Annotated in this window: 21 protein-coding genes; 13 read left to right on the top strand and 8 right to left on the bottom strand. The window is 69.7% G+C overall.

The genetic code is table 11. From position 1 onward, the window contains the following. The first annotated feature begins 33 nt into the window (after window positions 1-33). Complete coding sequence (locus ACFXP5_RS00905; protein ID WP_394543128.1) at window positions 34-600, top strand: hypothetical protein; 567 nt, start codon at window positions 34-36, stop codon at window positions 598-600. A gap of 185 nt (window positions 601-785) precedes the next feature. Here ACFXP5_RS00905 and ACFXP5_RS00900 read toward each other — a convergent pair whose 3' ends face one another. The 4 genes from ACFXP5_RS00900 to ACFXP5_RS00885 all read right to left on the bottom strand — a co-directional run bounded on the left by ACFXP5_RS00900 (window position 786) and on the right by ACFXP5_RS00885 (window position 4,658). Beyond that, a complete protein-coding gene (locus ACFXP5_RS00900; protein ID WP_394543127.1) occupies window positions 786-1,274 on the bottom strand; it encodes a hypothetical protein in 489 nt (162 codons plus the stop codon). A gap of 212 nt (window positions 1,275-1,486) precedes the next feature. Then, window positions 1,487-3,025 carry a tripartite tricarboxylate transporter permease gene (locus ACFXP5_RS00895; RefSeq protein ID WP_394543126.1) on the bottom strand — a complete coding sequence of 513 codons (1,539 nt, stop codon included), beginning with the start codon at window positions 3,023-3,025 and terminating at the stop codon, window positions 1,487-1,489. Further along, window positions 3,025-3,678, bottom strand: coding sequence for a tripartite tricarboxylate transporter TctB family protein (locus ACFXP5_RS00890; RefSeq protein ID WP_394543125.1), 654 nt, complete (start codon window positions 3,676-3,678; stop codon window positions 3,025-3,027). The genes ACFXP5_RS00895 and ACFXP5_RS00890 overlap by 1 nt, the downstream gene beginning before the upstream one ends. Then, window positions 3,675-4,658 carry a Bug family tripartite tricarboxylate transporter substrate binding protein gene (locus ACFXP5_RS00885; RefSeq protein WP_394526194.1) on the bottom strand — a complete coding sequence of 328 codons (984 nt, stop codon included), beginning with the start codon at window positions 4,656-4,658 and terminating at the stop codon, window positions 3,675-3,677. Before ACFXP5_RS00885 ends, ACFXP5_RS00890 begins: the two co-directional genes overlap by 4 nt. 125 nt (window positions 4,659-4,783) lie before the next feature. Between ACFXP5_RS00885 and ACFXP5_RS00880 the strand changes: the two genes are divergently transcribed. From ACFXP5_RS00880 to ACFXP5_RS00855, 6 genes are all read left to right on the top strand, one after another. Further along, window positions 4,784-6,037: a sensor histidine kinase gene (locus ACFXP5_RS00880; RefSeq protein WP_394526192.1), complete on the top strand. Its 1,254-nt coding sequence runs from the start codon at window positions 4,784-4,786 to the stop codon at window positions 6,035-6,037. Continuing rightward, window positions 6,034-6,747: a response regulator gene (locus ACFXP5_RS00875; protein WP_394526190.1), complete on the top strand. Its 714-nt coding sequence runs from the start codon at window positions 6,034-6,036 to the stop codon at window positions 6,745-6,747. The genes ACFXP5_RS00880 and ACFXP5_RS00875 overlap by 4 nt, the downstream gene beginning before the upstream one ends. Window positions 6,748-6,939: 192 nt before the next feature. Beyond that, window positions 6,940-7,302 carry a thioredoxin family protein gene (locus ACFXP5_RS00870; RefSeq protein WP_394543123.1) on the top strand — a complete coding sequence of 121 codons (363 nt, stop codon included), beginning with the start codon at window positions 6,940-6,942 and terminating at the stop codon, window positions 7,300-7,302. Window positions 7,303-7,423: 121 nt separating this feature from the next. Continuing rightward, the gene (locus ACFXP5_RS00865; RefSeq protein ID WP_394543122.1) at window positions 7,424-7,924 is read left to right on the top strand and encodes a fluoride efflux transporter FluC; all 501 of its coding nucleotides are present in this window, start codon (window positions 7,424-7,426) and stop codon (window positions 7,922-7,924) included. Next, window positions 7,921-8,283 (top strand): fluoride efflux transporter FluC, encoded by a 363-nt coding sequence (locus ACFXP5_RS00860; RefSeq protein ID WP_394543121.1) that lies wholly within the window; start codon window positions 7,921-7,923, stop codon window positions 8,281-8,283. The genes ACFXP5_RS00865 and ACFXP5_RS00860 overlap by 4 nt, the downstream gene beginning before the upstream one ends. Before the next feature lie 39 nt (window positions 8,284-8,322). Further along, window positions 8,323-9,528 (top strand): cupin domain-containing protein, encoded by a 1,206-nt coding sequence (locus tag ACFXP5_RS00855; protein ID WP_394526183.1) that lies wholly within the window; start codon window positions 8,323-8,325, stop codon window positions 9,526-9,528. Window positions 9,529-9,593: 65 nt separating this feature from the next. Here the strand turns inward: ACFXP5_RS00855 and ACFXP5_RS00850 are convergent, their stop codons facing one another. Both ACFXP5_RS00850 and ACFXP5_RS00845 read right to left on the bottom strand, forming a co-directional pair. Beyond that, the gene (locus ACFXP5_RS00850) at window positions 9,594-10,298 is read right to left on the bottom strand and encodes a YoaK family protein (protein ID WP_394543120.1); all 705 of its coding nucleotides are present in this window, start codon (window positions 10,296-10,298) and stop codon (window positions 9,594-9,596) included. 137 nt (window positions 10,299-10,435) lie between these two features. Further along, complete coding sequence (locus ACFXP5_RS00845; protein ID WP_394526179.1) at window positions 10,436-11,257, bottom strand: SDR family NAD(P)-dependent oxidoreductase; 822 nt, start codon at window positions 11,255-11,257, stop codon at window positions 10,436-10,438. A 223-nt stretch (window positions 11,258-11,480) separates the two neighbouring features. Between ACFXP5_RS00845 and efeU the strand changes: the two genes are divergently transcribed. From efeU to efeB, 3 genes are read left to right on the top strand one after another with little or no spacing between them, the layout of a single operon-like run. Continuing rightward, window positions 11,481-12,425 (top strand): iron uptake transporter permease EfeU, encoded by a 945-nt coding sequence (gene efeU, locus ACFXP5_RS00840; RefSeq protein ID WP_394543119.1) that lies wholly within the window; start codon window positions 11,481-11,483, stop codon window positions 12,423-12,425. Next, window positions 12,422-13,651 carry an iron uptake system protein EfeO gene (efeO, locus tag ACFXP5_RS00835; protein WP_394543118.1) on the top strand — a complete coding sequence of 410 codons (1,230 nt, stop codon included), beginning with the start codon at window positions 12,422-12,424 and terminating at the stop codon, window positions 13,649-13,651. The genes efeU and efeO overlap by 4 nt, the downstream gene beginning before the upstream one ends. A gap of 1 nt (window position 13,652) precedes the next feature. Next, window positions 13,653-14,939 (top strand): iron uptake transporter deferrochelatase/peroxidase subunit, encoded by a 1,287-nt coding sequence (gene efeB, locus ACFXP5_RS00830; protein ID WP_394543116.1) that lies wholly within the window; start codon window positions 13,653-13,655, stop codon window positions 14,937-14,939. Here efeB and ACFXP5_RS00825 read toward each other — a convergent pair. Further along, window positions 14,936-15,664, bottom strand: a complete 729-nt coding sequence (locus ACFXP5_RS00825) for a Type 1 glutamine amidotransferase-like domain-containing protein (protein WP_394543115.1) — start codon at window positions 15,662-15,664, stop codon at window positions 14,936-14,938. The two genes, efeB and ACFXP5_RS00825, sit on opposite strands and share 4 nt — an antisense overlap. 116 nt (window positions 15,665-15,780) lie before the next feature. Next, window positions 15,781-16,368 (bottom strand): TetR/AcrR family transcriptional regulator, encoded by a 588-nt coding sequence (locus ACFXP5_RS00820; protein ID WP_394543114.1) that lies wholly within the window; start codon window positions 16,366-16,368, stop codon window positions 15,781-15,783. A 107-nt stretch (window positions 16,369-16,475) separates the two neighbouring features. Between ACFXP5_RS00820 and ACFXP5_RS00815 the strand changes: the two genes are divergently transcribed. The 3 genes from ACFXP5_RS00815 (at window position 16,476) to ACFXP5_RS00805 (ending at window position 19,050) form a co-directional block, all read left to right on the top strand. Next, on the top strand, window positions 16,476-17,420 hold the full coding sequence (locus ACFXP5_RS00815; RefSeq protein WP_394543113.1) for an alpha/beta hydrolase family protein: 945 nt from the start codon (window positions 16,476-16,478) through the stop codon (window positions 17,418-17,420). A gap of 149 nt (window positions 17,421-17,569) precedes the next feature. Beyond that, a complete protein-coding gene (locus ACFXP5_RS00810) occupies window positions 17,570-18,154 on the top strand; it encodes a MarR family winged helix-turn-helix transcriptional regulator (protein ID WP_394543112.1) in 585 nt (194 codons plus the stop codon). Further along, window positions 18,151-19,050 carry an NmrA family NAD(P)-binding protein gene (locus tag ACFXP5_RS00805; protein WP_394543111.1) on the top strand — a complete coding sequence of 300 codons (900 nt, stop codon included), beginning with the start codon at window positions 18,151-18,153 and terminating at the stop codon, window positions 19,048-19,050. Before ACFXP5_RS00810 ends, ACFXP5_RS00805 begins: the two co-directional genes overlap by 4 nt. Window positions 19,051-19,093 lie beyond the last annotated feature (43 nt).

Raw genomic sequence — 19,093 nt, 5'->3', positions numbered from 1 at the left:
CGTCGCGTCTCTTTCCGCACCTATGGTGTAGCTATGCGCCGTACACCGATCCTTGCCACTGTCGCCCTCGCACTCGTGCTCGCGGGCTGCTCCTCTCCCGCCCAGACTGAATCCACCACTGACGACGGATCAAGCTCGTCCGTGCCCGCCGCCACCGGCGACCGTCTCGACGGCGATGGCTACAGCTACAACGTGCCCGAGGGCTGGGGCATCCCGGAAGGCACCGAGATCCCGACCGGCGTCGACACCGCGGCCGCCGACGTGAACGACACCGACGGCTTCGCCGACAACATCAACGTCGTGATCAATCCCGAGGGCGACATCAGCCCGGAGGACATCGAGACCGCCGCTGCCCAGCAACTCGAAGGCAGCGGCGCCACCGAGGTCGAGGTCGGCGAGCGCACCGAGATCGCCGGAGCCGAAACCGCGCAGATCACCGCGCTGCTCGAATCCGGGGGCGCCACCTACCGCATCGACCAGTACTACCCGAACCACGACGGCCAGACGTACGTCGTCACGCTGTCGTTCAACGAGACGGTGAGCGAGGCCGACCGCGACGAGATCGCGCAGTCCGTCTTCGCCACGTGGGAATGGGCCTGATCCTCCGCTGATCTAACGAAGAACGAACCCGGCAGCCGTTGCGCTGCCGGGTTCGTTCTTCGTCGGGGCGCCGCGCGGCGCGTCGGAATTCGAGGAGATGCCGAGGATTGAGGACGAATTGCGGCGAAAGCATCCTCGAACTTCGGTATCTCCTCGATTTTCGTCGGCCCGGCCTCGTCCCGCGGCTAGGGCGTGGCGGGGCAGTGGAGACGCACATCGATCGCGCCCGTGACCCACTCCGCGTCCTCGATGGCCGCCGCGACATCGGGCTCGGCGTCTGCCGACGCCTCACCGAGGGAGGTGACTGCCACCCGGCCCGAGGCTGCCGACACCAGGTACTCGGTCGCGCCGTCGTCGGTGCTGTTCTCGGTGACCGTGGCGTCGTCGCCCTCGAAGTAGATCAGCTGCTCGTCGTAGACCCACGCCGAGACCTCGTCGGAACTTCCCCGCACGATCGCGACGCTGTTGAAGGGCTCAGCCGGGTAGCTGAGTCCCCGCACTCCGAAGTCGTGACAGACGAGGTTGCCCGGGGTGAACGTCACGCTCTGCTGAGCTCCGTCGATCTCGAAGTCGATCGTCACGGAGTCGCTGTCGCCCGGTGCTCCCGCACACCCGGCGAGGCCGAGGGTGATGGCTCCCGCGAGGGCGAGGAGAGAGAGGGGACGAACAGTCACAGTGGTCGATCCTCCCATTTCGGCCGGTACCGAGTCGATGCACCCGGCCGGGCGTCGGAATTCGAGGAGATACCGAGGATCGAGGACGAAATCCGGCGAAAGCATCCTCGAACTTCGATATCTCCTCGATCCACGTCGGCCCGGCCGCCCACCTCGTCGGCCGACCCGCCTACCCGGCCTAGCCGGCCACCCGGCCCACCGCTGAGCGCCCGTCAGGGCACGAGCACGTCGGCCTTCTTGTCCGCGCGCCGTTTCACCGTGTGGCGGGCGTGCTGCATCACGCTGATGGCGACCGTGACCGCCAGGGCGAGGTAGAGCACGACCGTGATGGGCGAGGAGACCAGGATGCTGGGATCCCCCTCCGATACGGCCAGCGCTCGGCGCAGCTGGGTCTCGGCGAGCGGGCCGAGGATCGCGGCGATCAGCACCGGCGCGAGCGGCAGGGCGAACCGTCGCATCACCAGGCCGACGACGCCGATGCCGAGGGCCATCCACAGATCGACGGTGCGCGACGCGATCGCGTAGATGCCGAGCATCGCGACGACCGAGATGCCGGCGTAGAGGTAGTGGCGCGGGATCAGCAGGAGCTTCGCCCACACCGCCGCGAACGGCAGGTTGATGATGAGCAGGATGATGAGACCGAGGAAGAGGCTCGCCAGCAGCGGCCAGACGAGATCGCCGCTGCGCTCGAACAGCAGCGGACCCGGCTGCATCCCGTACTGCTGGAACGCGGCGATCATCATCGCCGCGGTCGCCGAGGTGGGGATGCCGAGTCCGAGCAGGGCGCCCATGGCGGAACCCGCGGTCGCGTTGCTGGCGGCTTCCGGGCCTGCGACGCCCTGGATGGCGCCGCGCGTGCCGAAGTCGGGGTCGTGACGCCGCTTCGCGAGCCGCTTCTCGGTGCCGTAGGCGAGGAAGGTGGGCACCTCCGCGCCGCCGACCGGGATCGCCCCGAACGGCACGCCGAACGCGGTGCCGCGCAGGAACGCCGGCAGCGCCTGGCGCCATTCCTTCGCGCTGAGCAGCGGTGAGCCCGTGGGCGCCACGATCGCGCCCGGACCGCCGGAGCGGCGGATGTACGAACCCACGTGCAGCACTTCACCGATCGCGAGCAAGCCGACCGTGATGACGATGATCGAGATGCCGTCGAACAGCACCGGGCTGCCGGCGGTGAAACGCTCGGTGCCGGTCATGCCGTCGATGCCGACCAGCGCGAGCGCGAAGCCGAGGCCGAGAGACACGAGGCCCCGCACGATGGAGTCGGCGACGACCGCCGAGATCGCGACGAACGCGAACACGGCGAGGGCGAAGTACTCGGCCGGACCGAAGATCGTCGCGAGCTGCACGATCGCGGGGGCGAAGAAGACGACGAGCACGCAGGCGATCGTGCCGCCGATGAACGCGCCGATGGCGGAGGTGCCGAGCGCTTTGGCCGCTCGACCGTCCTTCGCCATGCGGTGACCCTCGAAGGTCGTGGCGATCGCCGAAGAATTACCTGGCGTGTTCAACAGGATGCCCGAGGTGGAGTCTCCGAAGAGCCCGCCGAAGTAGATGCTCGCGAACATGATGAACGCGCCGGTCGGGTCGAGGCTGAAGGTCACCGGCAACAGCAGCGCGACGGCCATCGACGAACCGAGTCCGGGGAGCACACCGACCGCGGTGCCGAGCACCGCGCCGATGACGAGGAAGAGCAGGTTCTGCGGGGTGAACGCGACCGCGAACCCCTCCATCAGGTGTGTGAGCTGATCCATCAGAACAGTCCTCCCAGGAATCCGGCCGGCAGCGACAGGCCGAGGCCGGCGCCGAACGCGAGCTGCACGACCGAGGAGATGATCACGGCCACCCCGATGTCGAGCAGCGGCCGCTTGCTGCCGAACGCCCACGCGATCGCGTAGAACAGTGCGGCGGCAGAGATCAGCCAGCCGACGAAGGGCAGGATCACGATGAACCCGGCGAAGGCGGCGATCGTGATGAGCACCGTCTTGCGGTCGGATCCGGATGCTGTCGCCTCGACAGCATCCGACCCCCGGCTCTCGTAATCCTCGGGCGAGACGACACGGATCTCGCTGGTCTCGTCGAGCCGGCCGAGGTCGCGCAGCATCTCGTCCGAGATCTCGGTGGGGTCATCGCCCACGTGCTGGCGCTGCGGCGAACGCCACACCGCGATCGCGAGCGCGAAACCGACGGCGTAGAGGAAGGCGACGACGAGTGAGGGGAAGAACTGCGGACCGGGGAAGGCGGCGCCGCTGGGCACCTGCATCGTCACCGTGCCCACGAGCATGACGGTGGCCAGCACCAGGACGCCGGCGACCACGATGAGCTCGCTGCGCCCGGTGTACCAGCGCGGCATGTTCTGCACGCGCAGCGCCCCGGTGGTGACGGGCGGCGGTTCGTTGATGGTCATAGTCCCAGCTCCTCCACGATCAGCTCGGTTCGGCGCGATTCCTCGGTGATGAATGCGCCGAATTCATCTCCGGTCATGAAGCTGTCGACCCAGCCGTTGCGGTCGAGCACCTCGGCCCAGGCGTCGGTGTCGCGCAGCTCGGTGACCATCGCGATGAGTTCGTCGCGCGTCGCGTCATCGATGCCGGGCGGGGCGATGTAGCCGCGCCAGTTGGACATCGACACGTCGACCCCCTGCTCCCGGAAGGTGGGCAGCTCGATGCCCTCGACCGGCTCGGGAGCCGAGGTGCCGAGCGCGCGCATGCTGCCCGACTCGATCTGATCGCGGAACTCGTTGTACCCGGAGAGCCCCGCCGCCGCGGTGTGCGAGAGCACGGAGGTGACGACCTCGCCGCCGCCCGGGTAGGCGAGGTAGTTGACCGAGGAAGGCTCAGCCCCGACCGCCTGGGCGAGCAGCCCCGCGAGCAGGTGGTCGATACCGCCGAGGGATCCACCCGCGATCGCGGTGCCCCCGGGATCGGCCGCGAGCGCGGTCGCGAAGTCATCGAGGGTCTGGAAGGGCGAGTCGGCCGGTACGACCAGCACGTTGAAGTCGTCGGCGAGGCGGGCGATCGGTACGACGTCGTCGAGGGTCACTTGCGAGTCGTTGATGATGATGCCGCCGACCATCACGCCGCCGGTCACCATCATGAGGTCGTGACGGTCACCCATCTCGGCCACTTGCCCGAGTCCGATGGTGCCTGACGCGCCCGGCACGTTGACGACCTGCACTCCCCCGGCGATGCCTTCGGCGCGCATGACCTGCTGGCCCTCGCGGGCGAAGGCGTCCCAGCCGCCGCCGGGTGCGGCAGGCGCGACCAGGGTGATCTTGGTGCGCGGACTCGCCGCGCCGCCGCCGGTCGCGCTGGCATGAACGGCTGCCCCCACGAACAAGGCGCCCGCGAGCACTCCCACGATGGTTCCGGTGATGCGTCGGCGCATCTCGACCTCCCACGGCTGCTTCGTCGTTGCTGCAGACCTGCTGAGTAGACTGACACCGCGCGATCATCGCGATGCCTCCGACAGGAGTTGCGCTCTTTGATGCTCACGCCGCGGAGGAGTCGCTGATGACCTCGTACACGCCGATGCCGACGACGAGAACCCGCATGCTGCTGGTGCTCGTCCTGCAGTGCGTCGTCGTGCTCGCGTGCGTTGCGGTCACCACGGTGGTCGCCCTCGCGGTGCAGGAACGCAGCATCCGCGTCGCCACCACCGAACGCGTGCTCGACGTGTCGCAGAGCCTCGCCGCGCTCGAGCAGGTGCGCGCGGCCGTGCAACTCGACCACGAGGCCGCGATGCGCGAGCTGCAGCCTCTCGCCGACATCATCGAAGAGGCCTCCGGTGTCGACTACGTCGTGATCACCGACGCCGACGGCATCCGCCTCACGCATCCGACCCCCGCCCAGCGCGGGCTGCCGGTGTCGACCGACGCCTCGGACGTACTGGCCGGGGAGACCTTCGTCGGCACCGAGACCGGAACCCTGGGCCCCACTCTCCGCGCGAAAGTGCCCGTCACCGACGGCGACAGCGTGGTGGGCACCGCCTCCGTCGGCATCCTCGAGAGCAGCATCGCCGGCGACCTCAACGCCGCGGTCGCCGGGCTCCTGCCGTGGGTGCTCGGTTCGGTGGTGATCGGATGCTTCGTCAGCGCCTTGCTGACCGGGGCCCTGCGTCGAAGCATCCGCCGCCTCGAAGAACGCGCCCGCGACGCGGAGACCCAGCGGCAGGTCGCCGAGGCGCTGCGCGACCAGACCCACGAGTTCCGTACCCGACTGCATGTGATCCGCGGCCTCGTGGCCGAGGGCGAATCGGGCGCGGCGCTGGACTACGTCGACCGGCTGGTGCCGCTGACCACCGCCTCGGATGCCGCGGCCGCCGTGGGCGACCCTGCCCTCCGCGCGTTGCTCGAGGCCTCCGCGGCCGAACTCGCCGAGCGCGGCGGCGCCCTCGAGGTGGACGCCCTCACGACCGTCGAGGCGGGCGCGCTCGACGACGCCGACCTCCTCGTCATCGGCAACCTCTGCCGGAACGCCGTCGAGGCGGCAACCCAGCGCGTTCGCGTGCTCGTCGTCGCCGACACGACCGAGGTGCATATCGACGTGAGCGACGACGGCCCCGGTATCGCGCCCGAGCTCGCCGACCGCCTGTTCGAACGCGGCGTGTCGTCGAAGGGCGGCCCCGACGCGCGGGGCGTCGGCCTTGACCTGGTGCGGCGCGAAGTCACCGGGCGGGGCGGCACGATCACGGTGGGCCGCTCCCCCTGGGGCGGCGCGAGGTTCACGATCGAGATGCCGCTGGCCGCAGGAAGACTCGTGCCGTGACCGACAGCATCCGCACTCTTCTCGTCGACGACGACCCCGCCGTGCTGCGCCTGCACACCGCGTACCTGCGCGATGCGGCCGGCTTCGAACTCGTCGCCGCCGTACGCACCGGCGCCGAGGGCGCGCGCCTGGCCGCCGACACGAGCGTCGACCTCGTGCTGCTCGACATGAACCTGCCGGATTTCAGCGGCATCGAGGTGCTGCACCGGCTGCGGCTCGTGCGGGAATGGGGCGTCGACGTGATGGTGATCAGCTCGGCGCGCGACGGATTCACCGTGCGCCAGGCGCTCGCCGCGAACGTTGTGGGCTACCTCGTCAAGCCGTTCACGAAGGAGGCGTTCGTGGCGCGGCTGACCCAGTACCGCCGTGAGCGCGGTGAGCGGCTTCCCGAGACGCCGGTCGGCCTCGCCCAGGGCGAGATAGACCGGCTCGTGGACCCGACGCCGGGGGCCCTGAGCGCGCAGGATGGGGCACTGCCCAAGGGGATCGCCGAGACCACGCTGCAGACGATCCTCGAGGCCCTGCACCCGACGACGCCGGTGACCGCCCATGCCGTCGCCGAGGCCTCGGGCGCTTCGCGCGCGACCGTGCGGCGCTACCTCGCCTATCTCGCAGACCACGGGTACGTCGCCGTGTCGCACCGCTACGGCGCACGCGGGCGGCCCGAGGTGCTCTACCGCCGCGTGGTGGTCTCCGCCTCCCCCGGCTGACCGGGCTGAGCAGCGCCGAGCGACGAGAATCGAGGAGATTCCGACGTTTGAGGACGATTCGGCCGAAAGCATCCTCGATTCTCGGTATCTCCTCGAAAATCGTCACCGCCGAGAGCCCGGGAGAGCGGATGCTGGCGCTCGAGGAAATACCGGGACGCTCGCCCCGGTTGGCCCTGACGACGGAGGTGCCGCATGGCTGCTGAGCCGGAGATCCACTTCGAGCTGTTCACGAGCTCGTTCTGTGGCGCGTGCCACCAGACGCGGTCTGTGCTCGCGCGGGCACAACAGCTGCTGCCGACGCTGACGGTCACCGAGCACGACGTCGCGTTCGAGCCCGACCTCGCCGAGGAGCGCGATATCGCAGCGACCCCCACGGTGCTCGTGCGGTCGGCGAACGGCGAGGAGATCCTGCGGGCCAGCGGGGTCCCGACCCTCGATCAGGTGCTCACCGCGGCCGCCCACGCGCTCGACTCCGTGCCCGCAGAGCGCCGACCGCTGACAACGAGCGCTGCGTCGCCGATCTGCCCCCAGGAGCGTGCTCGCGGGCAAGGCTGACGGCGGCCTCGGGCGCGAGTGCGAAGTTCCGACGGACGTCGCATCGTTCATCGACAGACGTCCCTCCCGACGCGGTTGCCGCGCGCGTACTCTCGCTCGAACGGACATCGAGAGGATCCTCGTGGCAGACGCGTCGGCGACCACTCCCCCGGCTCAGCCGGTCGGGACGATGTCGACCGTTTCGTCGAAAGATGTTCCCGACTACCGATCGTGGTGGGCCATTCTCGCCGTCTTCCTGGGCGGAGCGCTCGGCACCGTGACGCGCGAATCCCTCGACCTGCTTACGCCCACCCCGCAGCTGCCCTACACGACCTTCGCGATCAACATCGTCGGCTCCTTCACCCTCGCCGTCGTCTACACCGTGCTCGTCGTCCGCAGCACCACTCCGTCGATCGCGCGGGCGGTGCGCCTCTTCGTCGGCACGGGGTTGCTCGGCGGGTTCACCACCTACGGTTCGTTCACCGTCGCGGTCGCGGTCGCGGCATCCCGCAGCTCGTACTTCCACGCAGCTCTCTACGCGGCGGCCAGCATCGTCGTCGGCGTGGCCGCGGCCCTGCTCGGACGCTGGGTCGTCGAGCGGGTGCATCGCCGACGCTCGACCACCGCGGGTACCGCCGGATGAGCCCCTGGGTGGTGCTGGGGATCGCGGTGGCCGGCGGGGTCGGAGCCGTGCTCCGCCTCGTGGTCGGCGGTGTGATCCAGAAGGCATCCCCGTGGAAGTTCCCGCTCGGTACGGCCGTGATCAACGTGGTCGGCTCGTTCGTGCTCGGCCTCGTCATGAGCCACGCGCTCGTGAACGCGGGCCCGGCCTGGCTCGCCGTCATCGGCACGGGATTGCTCGGCGGCTTCACGACCTTCAGCACCGCCAGCGTCGACACCGCCGACCTGGTGCGCGGCAAGCTCTGGGGGCGCGCTGTGCTCAACGCCCTCGGCGTCGGAGCGCTCGCCATCGGTGCGGCCGCCCTCGGTTACTCCCTCTGACTCAACCTCGCTCCGCATCTCCAGAAAGTAGGAACCACGATGGAAGACAACGTCCCTCAGCACGAGATCCCGACGTTCGGCGACCCCGACCTGCCACCCGAGGGCGAGGTGAACACGGCCACCGACGACCAGGCCGCCACCCGCATGACGGGGCCGCAGAACCCCGAACTCGAGCGTCAGTTCCCCAACCAGATCGATGCGCCCGCCACCGACATCAGCACGCAGGCGTTCTTCTGGTCGTCGTTCAACATCTCGCCCCGACGCGTGCAGCGCGGCGGGTGGGCGCGCGAGCTGACCCAGCCGGACTTCGCCATCTCGGACGAGATCGCCGGGGTCAACATGTACCTCGAGCCGGGTGGCATCCGTGAGCTGCACTGGCACCAGACCGCAGAGTGGGCGATCATGACGCGCGGCAGCTGCCGCGTCACCTCCATCACCCGCGACGGTCGAGCCACCGTCGACGACGTGCACGCGGGCGACCTGTGGTACTTCCCCGCGGGCCTCCCCCACTCGCTGCAAGGCCTCGGACCCGAGGGCGCGGAGTTCGTGCTCGCTTTCGATGACGGCAACCAATCCGAGAGCAACACACTGCTGCTCACCGACTGGTTCGCCCACACCCCGCCCGAGGTACTCGCGAAGAACTTCGGCGTCACGCAGGAGGTCTTCAAGGACATTCCGCTGCACAACCTCTGGATCTTCCCGGGCGACGTGCCCGGCGACCTCGAGGCCGACCGGACGGCCGCCCGCGTGCAGCCCGACACCGGAGCGGTGATCTTCCGCCTCTCGCAGTCGGCACCCGTGCACCAGAACAGCGGCGGCAAGATCCAGATCGCCGACACCTCGAACTTCCCGGGCTCGCTGACGATCGCGGCAGCGCTCGTCAGCCTGGAGCCGGGGTCGATGCGGGAGCTGCACTGGCATCCGAACGCCGACGAGTGGCAGTACTGGCTCAGGGGGTCGGGCCGCATGACGGTGTTCAACACGGGTCCGCACGCGAACACCACCGACTTCCACCCGGGCGATGTCGGGGTCGTGCGCCGCAACTTCGGTCACTACATCGAGAACACCGGTGACGAGCAGCTCGTCTTCCTCGAGACGTTCAAGAGCGCCCGCTACGAAGAGGTGTCCCTCGCGAACTGGCTGAGCCACGTTCCGCCCGAGCTGGTGAGCGCGCACCTCAACATCTCGGCCGACGTGCTCAAGACCTTCCCCCAGGGGACGCAGGGCATCACGCCCCTGCGCTGAGCCAGCCGAAAAGGTCGGGCCGCCCTCACCCGGGCGGCCCGACCTCTTTCTTGTGTCACCGCGGTTCAGCGCGCCAACGCTCGATGCAGCAGGAGGGCGGCGATGGCGGAGCAGGCGAGCGGCAGGAGCGGCGCCGACCACGGCAGGTTCGTCAGCAGGGCGGTCGCGCAGATCGCGCCGAGCGGAAGGGTCAGCAGAGTCAGGATGCGGATGAGGGTGCCGCCGACCTTTCGATCCGCGAGTTGCTGCATGGTCGTCGTGATCGTTCCCGTGACGTAGGTCGTGGTGATTCCGGTCACGTCCGAGACCATCTTCGCTGCGACCGTCTGCAGCGACAGGGCGATGGCCAGCAGAGCGACGATGATGCACTGGGGCAGCAGTCCGGCCGGCGCCGGGGTGAGCGCCCACACGACAGCACCGAGCGCCTGCGCGACGATCGAGGGCAGCAGCAGGCGGCGCGCGACGGACGCCGGCGTCGGCGTCACTGCGCCGCCGGTGCCGAACATGCGGAATCCGAAGTACGCCCCTCCGGCGAAGGACAGCACCGCTGTGGCCGCGCCCACGACCGTGTGCCAGTACTCGGGTCGGGTGAAGATGCCCGACAGCACCAGGTTGCCGGTCATCATGCCGGTGAAGATGCCCCCGAGCGCGAGGAACGCGAAAGCATCCGTCGCCCCCGCGCTGAAGGCCAGCAGCACCAACGCCGTGTGCACGACCTTCTCGCGGGGGTGGGCCTGCGGTGCGCTGCTCGGAGCCGATGATTGCGCCATCCTGGGTGTCCTCCTGCCGAAAGGACCCCCGGGTCGGGCGTCTCCTCTCACGGCACCCTAGGACGGCAGGCCGGAGTCACCTCTCGGCACCTGTCGAAAGACCCTGCGGCGATTGTCGATGCCGGGGCGTTCCGCGCTCAGAGGCCGACGAGCTCGACGCTCTCGTCCCAGAGCCGCTTCGCGACCAGCGGGTCGTCGGCGAGGCGGTTCGTGCGGGCGGGACGGTTGTTCGAGTAGAACTCCCCCGACTCCCAGTCGACGCCCGGCTTGCCGAGCGCGAGCCACGTGAGGCGCGAGCCGCCGACCTCGACCGAGGTCAGCAGGCGCGAGGTGATCGGGTTGGAGTACATGAAGCGCCACGGGCCCGTTGAGGAGCCGCCGAAGCTGCTCGCGATCGCGCCGGGGTGGAACGCTGCGGTGCTGATGCCGGCGTCGCCGAAGCGACGGTTTAGCTCCTTCGTGAACAGCACGTTCGCGAGCTTGCCGTTGCCGTACGCGGTCGTCGGGGAGTACCGGTTCTCGGCCTGCAGGTCGTCGATGTCGAACCGCGCGAAGCCGCGGGCGGCGAAGCTCGACGTCTGGATCACCGACGCCTCGCTCTCGATCAGGCGCGGCAGCAGCAGGTTGGTGAGAAGGAAGCCGCCGAGGTGGTTCACCTGGAATGTGAGTTCGTATCCGTCCTTGGTGACGGCGCGGTCACCGAAGATCCCTCCCGCGTTGTTCGCGAGCACGTCGATGCGCGGGTAGGTCGCCAGCAACGTGGCCGCCAGATCGCGCACCTGCGAGAGATCGCTGTAGTCCGCCGTGAACGAGTCGACACCGAGCTGGCGGGCGATGCGAGCGGTCTTCTCGGGGTTGCGTCCGACGACCACCACCTCTTCGCCGGCGTCGTGCAACTGCCGAGCGGATGCTGCGCCGATTCCGTCGCTTGCTCCGGTGATGACGATCGTTCGCGACATGAAGACTCCTTCTCGAGGGGGCGGTGGGCTCAGCGTACGTGGCCTTTCTTCGACGTTGCCGAGGGTTGCGCGGTGCCGTCTCGGGCACCCCTTTCCCCGCCGCCCAGCCGGCCGAGTGGACGAAGCAGCCGAGGAGGGCGTACTGTTTCGGTTTGGTAAGGCTGTCCTTACTCGAACCCCTGCCGGGGTGCCCCCGCCCCTCACGACGCAAGGACTCCCGCCCGTGTTCGCGACCTTCCTCATCGGCCTGCGTGAAGGCCTCGAGGCGGCGCTCGTCGTCGGCATCCTGGTCGCCTACCTGACCCGTGCCGGCCGGCGTGACGCGCTCCCCCGGCTCTGGATCGGCGTCGGGCTCGCCGCCGCCCTCGCGCTCGGCATCGGCGCGGTCCTCACCTTCGGCGCGTACACGCTCACCTTCGAAGCCCAAGAGCTCATCGGCGGGCTGCTCTCGCTCGTCGCGGTGGCGATGGTCACCTGGATGATCTTCTGGATGCAGCGCACCGCGCGCACTCTGAAGCACGATCTCGAATCCGGCGTGCAGCGCGCCCTCGTCGCGCAGAGCGTCTGGGCCCTCGTGGCGATCGGTTTCGTCTCCGTCGCGCGCGAGGGCATCGAGACGACACTGCTGCTGTGGTCGATGGTGCAGTCGTTCGGCGATGCCCCCGCGGCCCTCCTCGGCGCCCTGCTGGGTCTCGCGGTCGCCGTCGTTCTCGGCTGGGGTGTCGCCCGAGGGATGCTGCGACTCAACCTGCGCGTGTTCTTCACGTGGACGGGCGCCTTCCTCGTGATCGTCGCCGCCGGCGTGCTCGCCTACGCGATCCACGACCTGCAGGAGGCGGGCGCCCTGCCCGGGCCCTTCACCGCAGCAGCACCGCTCGACGCTGTCACCGGGGCCGTCGCCACCGGGGCCGCGGGCTTCCCCTGGGGCTGGGCGTTCGACGTCTCGGCGGCCATCCCTCCCAGCGGACCCCTCGCCGCGATCCTGCAGGCCACCGTCGGCTTCATGCCGCGGATGTCGTGGTTGCAGGTGGGCGCCTGGGTGATCTACCTGGCCGTCGTCGGCTTCTTCTTCGTACGCGGAGCCCTCGGGCGCCCGCGCACCCCTTCGCCCGACCCCACGACAGCGGGTTCGGCGACCAGCATCCCTTCCCACCAAGGAGCACTATGACCACCTCCCGCCTCCTCGGCGCAGCCGCGCTGACCGGGCTCGCCGCACTGGTCCTGTCGGGCTGCGTCGCGAAAGCCGACGTCGCCGCCTCCGACGCCCTCGCCGTATCGTCGTCGGACGACGGCTGCAGCGTGTCGACGACGTCGGCCACCAGTGGAACGCTCGCGTTCGATGTGACGAACAGCGGCGATCAGGTCACGGAGTTCTATCTGCTCGCCGACGACGGTCTGCGCATCGTCGGGGAGGTCGAGAACATCGCCCCCGGCGCCTCGCGCACGCTGACCGTCGTCGCACAGCCCGGCGACTACTACACGCTGTGCAAGCCGGGGATGATCGGCGACGGCGTCGGACGGGCGAGCTTCTCGGTCACCGGCGACGCGGTCGCGATCGACGGACCCGACGCCGAGCAGAAACAGCAGGCGGTCGACCTCTACGCGGCGTTCGTGAAGGACCAGGTCGGGCAGCTCGTACCCGCCGTGGACACGTTCGTCTCGGCGTACGAGTCCGGCGATGACGCGGCAGCGCAAGCGCAGTTCGCGCAGGTGCGCGCTTACTACGAGCGCATCGAGCCCGTCGCGGAGGCCTTGGGGGATCTCGACCCGCGCATCGATTACCGCGAAGTGGATGCTGTGGCCGAGGGCCTCGATTGGACCGGTTTCCACCGGATCGAGAAGGACCTCTGGGTTCCCGCCTCCGACGCCCTCAACGCGGACGGCGTGACACCGGCCTGGCAGAACTGGGCACCGTCGACGCCGGAGGAGCGGGCCGCCTTCGGCGACCAGCTCATCGCCGACACGCAGGAGCTGTACGACTACGTGCACTCCGACGACTTCCAGACCGCCCTTGACGAGCAGGGCGTGGCCGGCATCTCGAACGGGGCGATCGCGCTGCTCGACGAAGTGGCGACCGGCAAGATCAGCGGCGAGGAGGACTGGTGGTCGGGCACCGACCTCTCGGACTTCGCCGCGAACGTCGAGGGCTCGAAGATGGCGTTCTCGCTGGTCTCCGATTTCGCCGCCTCGAAGGGCGAGGAGGGCCAACAGCTCGTCGACGAGATCGATGCGGGCTACGCCGACCTCGAAGCCTCCCTCGCCGTGCACGGTTCGCTCGCCGACGGATTCGCCCCGTACAGCACGCTCACCGAGGCCGACAAGCGGCAGTTCACCGACCTGATCAACGCCCTGGCCGAGCCGCTGTCGCAGCTCACCGTCACGGTGCTGGACTGACGTGACCGACCCGTCCGCCCCCGAAGAGACCCCGGCCGAGACCGGGGTCTCCCGGCGCGGCCTGTTCGGGTGGGCTATCGGCGCAGGCGCCGTGGGCCTCGCCGCGGGCGCCGCCGGAGGAGCTGCGACCGCTACCGCCGTCGCCCACGCGAGCGCGGGCGACGCGGCCACCAGCGCGTACGCGTTCTCGGGCGCCCACCAGGCCGGCATCACCACCCCGGTGCAGGAGCACCTGCATTTCGCGGCGTTCGACATGATGGCGCGCACCACGCGCGAGGACCTCGTGTCGCTCCTGCAGGACTGGAGCTACGCCGCCTCCCGCATGACGCAGGGGCTCGAAGTCAGCGCCACCGGGGCCGTCGGCGGCTCGCCCGAGGCTCCGCCCGACGACACCGGCGAGGCTCTGGGGCTGCCGACCAGCGGCCTCACGGTCACCGTCGGCTTCGGCCCCACCCTGTTCGACGAGCGGTTCGGCCTCGCCGCCGCGCGGCCCGCCGCGCTCGAGCGCCTGCCCGCGTTCCTCGGCGACGACCTCGACCCCGCAGCATCCGACGGCGATCTGTGCCTGCAGGTGTGCGCGGACGACCCGCAGGTGGCCGTGCACGCGATCCGCAACCTCAGCCGCATCGCGTTCGGACGCGCCCGCATCCGCTGGTCGCAACTCGGCTACGGACGCACCTCCCGTACCACGGCGGGCCAGGCGACCCCGCGCAACCTCTTCGGCTTCAAGGACGGCACCGCGAACATCCTCGCCGACGACACGGCCGCTCTCGACGCGCACGTGTGGGTCGGTGCCGGCGACGAACCCGCCTGGATGACGGGCGGCTCCTATCTCGTGGCCCGCAAGATCGCGATGCTCATCGAGACGTGGGACCGCGTGCGTCTCAGCGAACAGAACCGCATCGTCGGCCGCGACAAAGGACAGGGCGCGCCCCTGTCGGGCGGCGAGGAGTTCACGGCGCCCGACCTGTCGGCGACGGATGCTGCCGGCAAGCCGCGCATCGATCGGGCGAGCCACGTGCGCCTCGCGCACCCCGACATGAACGACGGCACGCGGATCCTCCGCCGCGGGTACAACTACGTCGACGGCAACACCGAGCTCGGACGCCTCGACGCGGGGCTGTTCTTCCTGTCGTTCCAACGCGACCCCGCGCAATACATCACGCTGCAGCGCGCCCTGTCGACCGACGCCCTCGGCGAGTACATCCGCCACGTCGGCTCGGGCCTGTGGGCGGTGCCGCCGGGGGCCCAGCCCGGGTCGTTCGTCGGCGCCGGGCTGTTCACCTAAGCCGGCGGCAGCAACCGGCGGACGGTGAGATCGGCCACGGTGAAACCCCCGCCACCGACGTACCACGCTGCTCCCGCGCCGCCGATCTCCGGCTCACCCCACTGCCGCTGCACGACGGCGGTGTGCTCGTCGATCGCGAACCCGTCGAGGGCGAGACCGGCCTGCACCGCGGCGACCAGGCGCGACACCGTGCCCCACTGCGCGGCGTGCACGTCGACGGTGAAGGGCACGAGGCCCAGTCCGTCGATCATCGTGAGCTCGCCGAGTTCCTCCCCCGCCGCCGCGTCGCACACCTCGACACCATCGAGGAGGTAGCCGCCGACGAGGGCGTGCTCGGCGGCGATCGCGGCCCCCGCCGAGAACCCCAGGTAGGGCGCTCCCGCCTCGACGCGCTCCCGGATCAGCGCCGCGATCGGCGCCACCGCGGCCGCATAGGCCGGCGTCAACCCGCCACCGACGGCGAGCGCTGCGGCTCCGTCGATCGCGGCGGGGGTGAAGGTCTCGCCCTCGACGATCGCGTGCACCACGACGTCGGCACCCGCGCGGTGCAGGGCCGAGCAGAACCGGTCGTCGGCGGCGTCCTCGCCTTCTTCGAGCACGAGCAGCGCGTGCACGCGAGGACGATCCGCGGATGCTGCGGTCGCAGCATCCGCCACAAACCTCTCGAATAGTGGCGCCAGCAGCTGATCGTCGCGCCCGCCGCCGACGAGGTGCACGACGCTCATCCCCTCAGCATGCCGCGCACGGCGAGCGCGAATCAACACGACCGCGCTCGAATCCACCCTCCGGCGCGACATCGCCGTGTGGATTCATGCAGTCAGGGGTGGATTGGCGCTTCGCCTTAGCGACCGGCGAGCACGCCCGAGATGAACAGCTGCACGAGCACGTCGGTGTCGTACCGGGGGTCGGCTGCGGCGCCGATGCAGAGGTTTCCGATGCCTTTCAGCACGTTGTACGCGTCGGTGGGCGGGGGCGCGTCGACGGATGCGAGCGCATGATCGAGGAGCGTGGCGCACACCGGCACGAGGCGATCGACGAAGGAGGCGTGCAGGGCGTCCGACCCCGCGCTGTCCCCCTGGAGGGCGCCGGCGAGCCCGTGCTTGGTGACCAGGAAGTCGACGAACATCGCCACCCACGCGCGCAGGGCGACTTCGGGCGTCGCGCTCTCCTCGAGCAGGCGTGGCCCCGCTTCGGCGCAGGCCTCGACCTGGTGCTGGTACACCGCGACCACGAGCTCGGGGCGCGTCGGGAAGTGACGGTAGATCGTGCCCATCCCGACACCCGCTTTCGCGGCGATGTCGCGGACCGGGGCGTCGACACCGGACGTCGCGAACACCGCAGCGGCCGCGTCGAGCAGGGCCTGCCGACTCTGGCGCGGTCGACCTACCGGTTTCGCCTGCACCGTGCGCGGTTGCTCGCTCTCGGCCATGTGCGCCTCCTCGTCTGGACTTGCATTTCGGAACCTTGTTCCGTAACATTGCGGAGCGCCGCTCCGATACCAGTATCGCAGAGCGCAGCTCTGGAAAGGAACCTCCCATGACCTCATCGCTCGTCGAAACGCTCGACGGCATCATCGGCGTCGGCGTGCCCGTCGTCTCCGTCGCCCCCGTGGCATTGGCCGCGCCCGACCGACCCGTTCCCCTCGAGGTGCGCGTATCGGCGCCGACGAGCGGCGCCAACCTCCCGGTCGTCGTCTTCTCGCACGGCAACGGGTGGAACCTCGACGGCTACGCACCCCTGACGGCGTTCTGGGCGTCCCGCGGGTTCGTGGTCATCCAGCCCACACACCTCGACTCGCGCCGCAACGGCTTCGGGTTCGATCACCCGGTCTTCCCCATCATTTGGACGGAGCGGATCGCAGACCTGAAACGCATCCTCGACCAGCTCGATACCGTCGAGGCAGCGGTGCCCGGCCTCGCCGGCCGCATCGATCGCACCCGAGTCGCCGTCGCGGGGCATTCGTGGGGTGGACAGACCGCTCAGTCGCTTCTCGGCGCCCGCATTCTCGACGAGGCCGGGCACCCCGGCGAGGATGTATCCGACACCCGCGTCAGCGCAGGCATCCTGCTCGCAGCGACCGGTCTCGGCGGCGATGACCTGCATCCGTTCGCGCGAGCCAACTTCCCCTTCATGCGCCCCTCGTTCGACGAACTGAGCACGCCCACGCTCGTCGTCGCCGGAGACCGCGATCAGTCGAGGATGTCGAGCCGAGGACCCGACTGGTTCACCGACGCCTACACCTACAGTCCCGGCGCAACCGATCTGCTGACCCTCGCCGGCGCCGAGCACTCACTGGGCGGGATCGTCGGCTACGAGGTGGCGGAGACCACCGATGAGGACCCGGAGCGCGTGGCCGTCATCCAGCGGATGACCACCGCCTACCTGCGGAGCGCTCTCCACATCGACGACACCAGCTGGCCCGCCGCTCGCGCCGCGTTCCGCGACGGCGCCGGCCCGATCGGCCAGCTCGACAGCAAGTAACGCCACGGCGAGCGCGAATCAACACGATTGCGCGCGAGTCCACCCTTCGGCGCGACATCACGGGATGGAGTGATGCGCCGAAGGGTGGACTCGCGCGGCGCCACCGATCGTCTTTAGGCGGGATGATCTTTTCGGGATACGATATTCCCATGGGAACACGGGCCGACGGCGAGGGAGACCTCCCGGAGATCGACTGGGGCGCTGCAGGGATCGAGACCGAGCTCGGCTGGGCGCTCCCGACGATCTACCAGGGCTACACCCGGTCGGGGGTGGGCGCCGTGGCGGAGGTTCCGGGCGGACCGCGCGGGTACCAGGTGCTCGTGGCGATCACGACGGAGGAACCTTCCTCACAACTGGCCCTCGCCCATCGCCTCGGCATCGACAAGACCCAGATGACGTACGTGATCGATGCCCTCGAGGCCGGGGGATTCGCGGAGCGTCGCCCCGACCCCCGTGACCGGCGAATTCGCCACGTCCTCCCGACGGAGGCTGGCCGGGCTTTGCTCCACTCCGCCCGCGCCGCCCTGCGCGAGGCCGAAGGCATGCTGATGCGACACCTCACCACCGGGGAGCAGACCCAGCTGCGCCTGCTGCTGGCCCGGGTCGCGCTCGGCGCCGGCGAGGTCGGACCCCCCAGCTCCGATGCTCGAGCAGACATCCAACTCCCCCTCGCCTCGCCGGATCGCTCCCGGCGCGCCACCGCTTCTTCCCCGACAGATGGAGACACCCCATGACCCGCACCATCCTCATCGCCGGAGCTACCGGCGACCTCGGCCAGCGCATCGTTCGCGAGCTGCTGCAGCACGATGTGAACCTCCGCGTCCTCACCCGCCCCGGGAGCGCCACGGCTGCGTCGCTCTTCGGCGACGACGATCGCATCCGCATCGTCACCGCTTCGTACTCCGACCACGCTGCTCTCACCGCAGCCGCTTCGGGGGTCGATGTGGTCGTGTCCGCCGTCAGCGGTACGCGTCCCGTGATCGTCGACGCCCAGCGCGCACTCTTGGAAGCCACGGTCGAGGCCGGGGTGGCCCGCTTCATCCCGTCGGACTACTCGGCCGATTACCGCTCCATCGCGCCGGGCACCAACCGCAACTTCGAACTGCGGCGCGAGTTCGCCGCCGACGTCGACGCCGCGCCCGTGCAGGCGACGTCGATCCTCAACGGCATGTTCACCGACCTCCTGACGGACCAAGCGCCCATGATCCTGTTCGAACGGCGCCGCGTGCTGTTCTGGTCCTCGGCCGATCAGATTCTGGACTTCACGACGAAGGACGACGCTGCCCGCGTCACCGCGCTCGCCGCCCTCGACGACGACGCTCCGCGCGTGATCGAGGTCGCGGGCTCGCAGGTCTCAGCCCGCGACGTCGCGAGGATCATGACCGATCTCACCGGAACGCCGTTCAAGCTGCTGTGGGCGGGAACGACGGGCACCCTCTCGGCGATGAGCTCGGTCGGTAAGCGGCTGTCGAAGAACCCGGAAGAGACGTTCCCGGCGTGGCAGGGCATGCAGTACTTCGTGAGCATGTTCAGCGGTCAGGCGCAGCTGCGCCACGTCGACAACGACCGATACGGCGCCCACACCTGGACCACCGTCCGCGACGTCCTCCGCACCCACCTCGCCGCCTGACCGCACCCGCAACGGGCGCGAATCAACACGATCGCGCTCGAAT

This window comes from Microbacterium hanjuni (assembly GCF_043556395.1).
Taxonomy (GTDB): domain Bacteria; phylum Actinomycetota; class Actinomycetes; order Actinomycetales; family Microbacteriaceae; genus Microbacterium.
The sequence above is the reverse complement of the archived record's forward strand: the minus strand, read 5'-3'. Positions and strand labels throughout refer to the sequence as shown.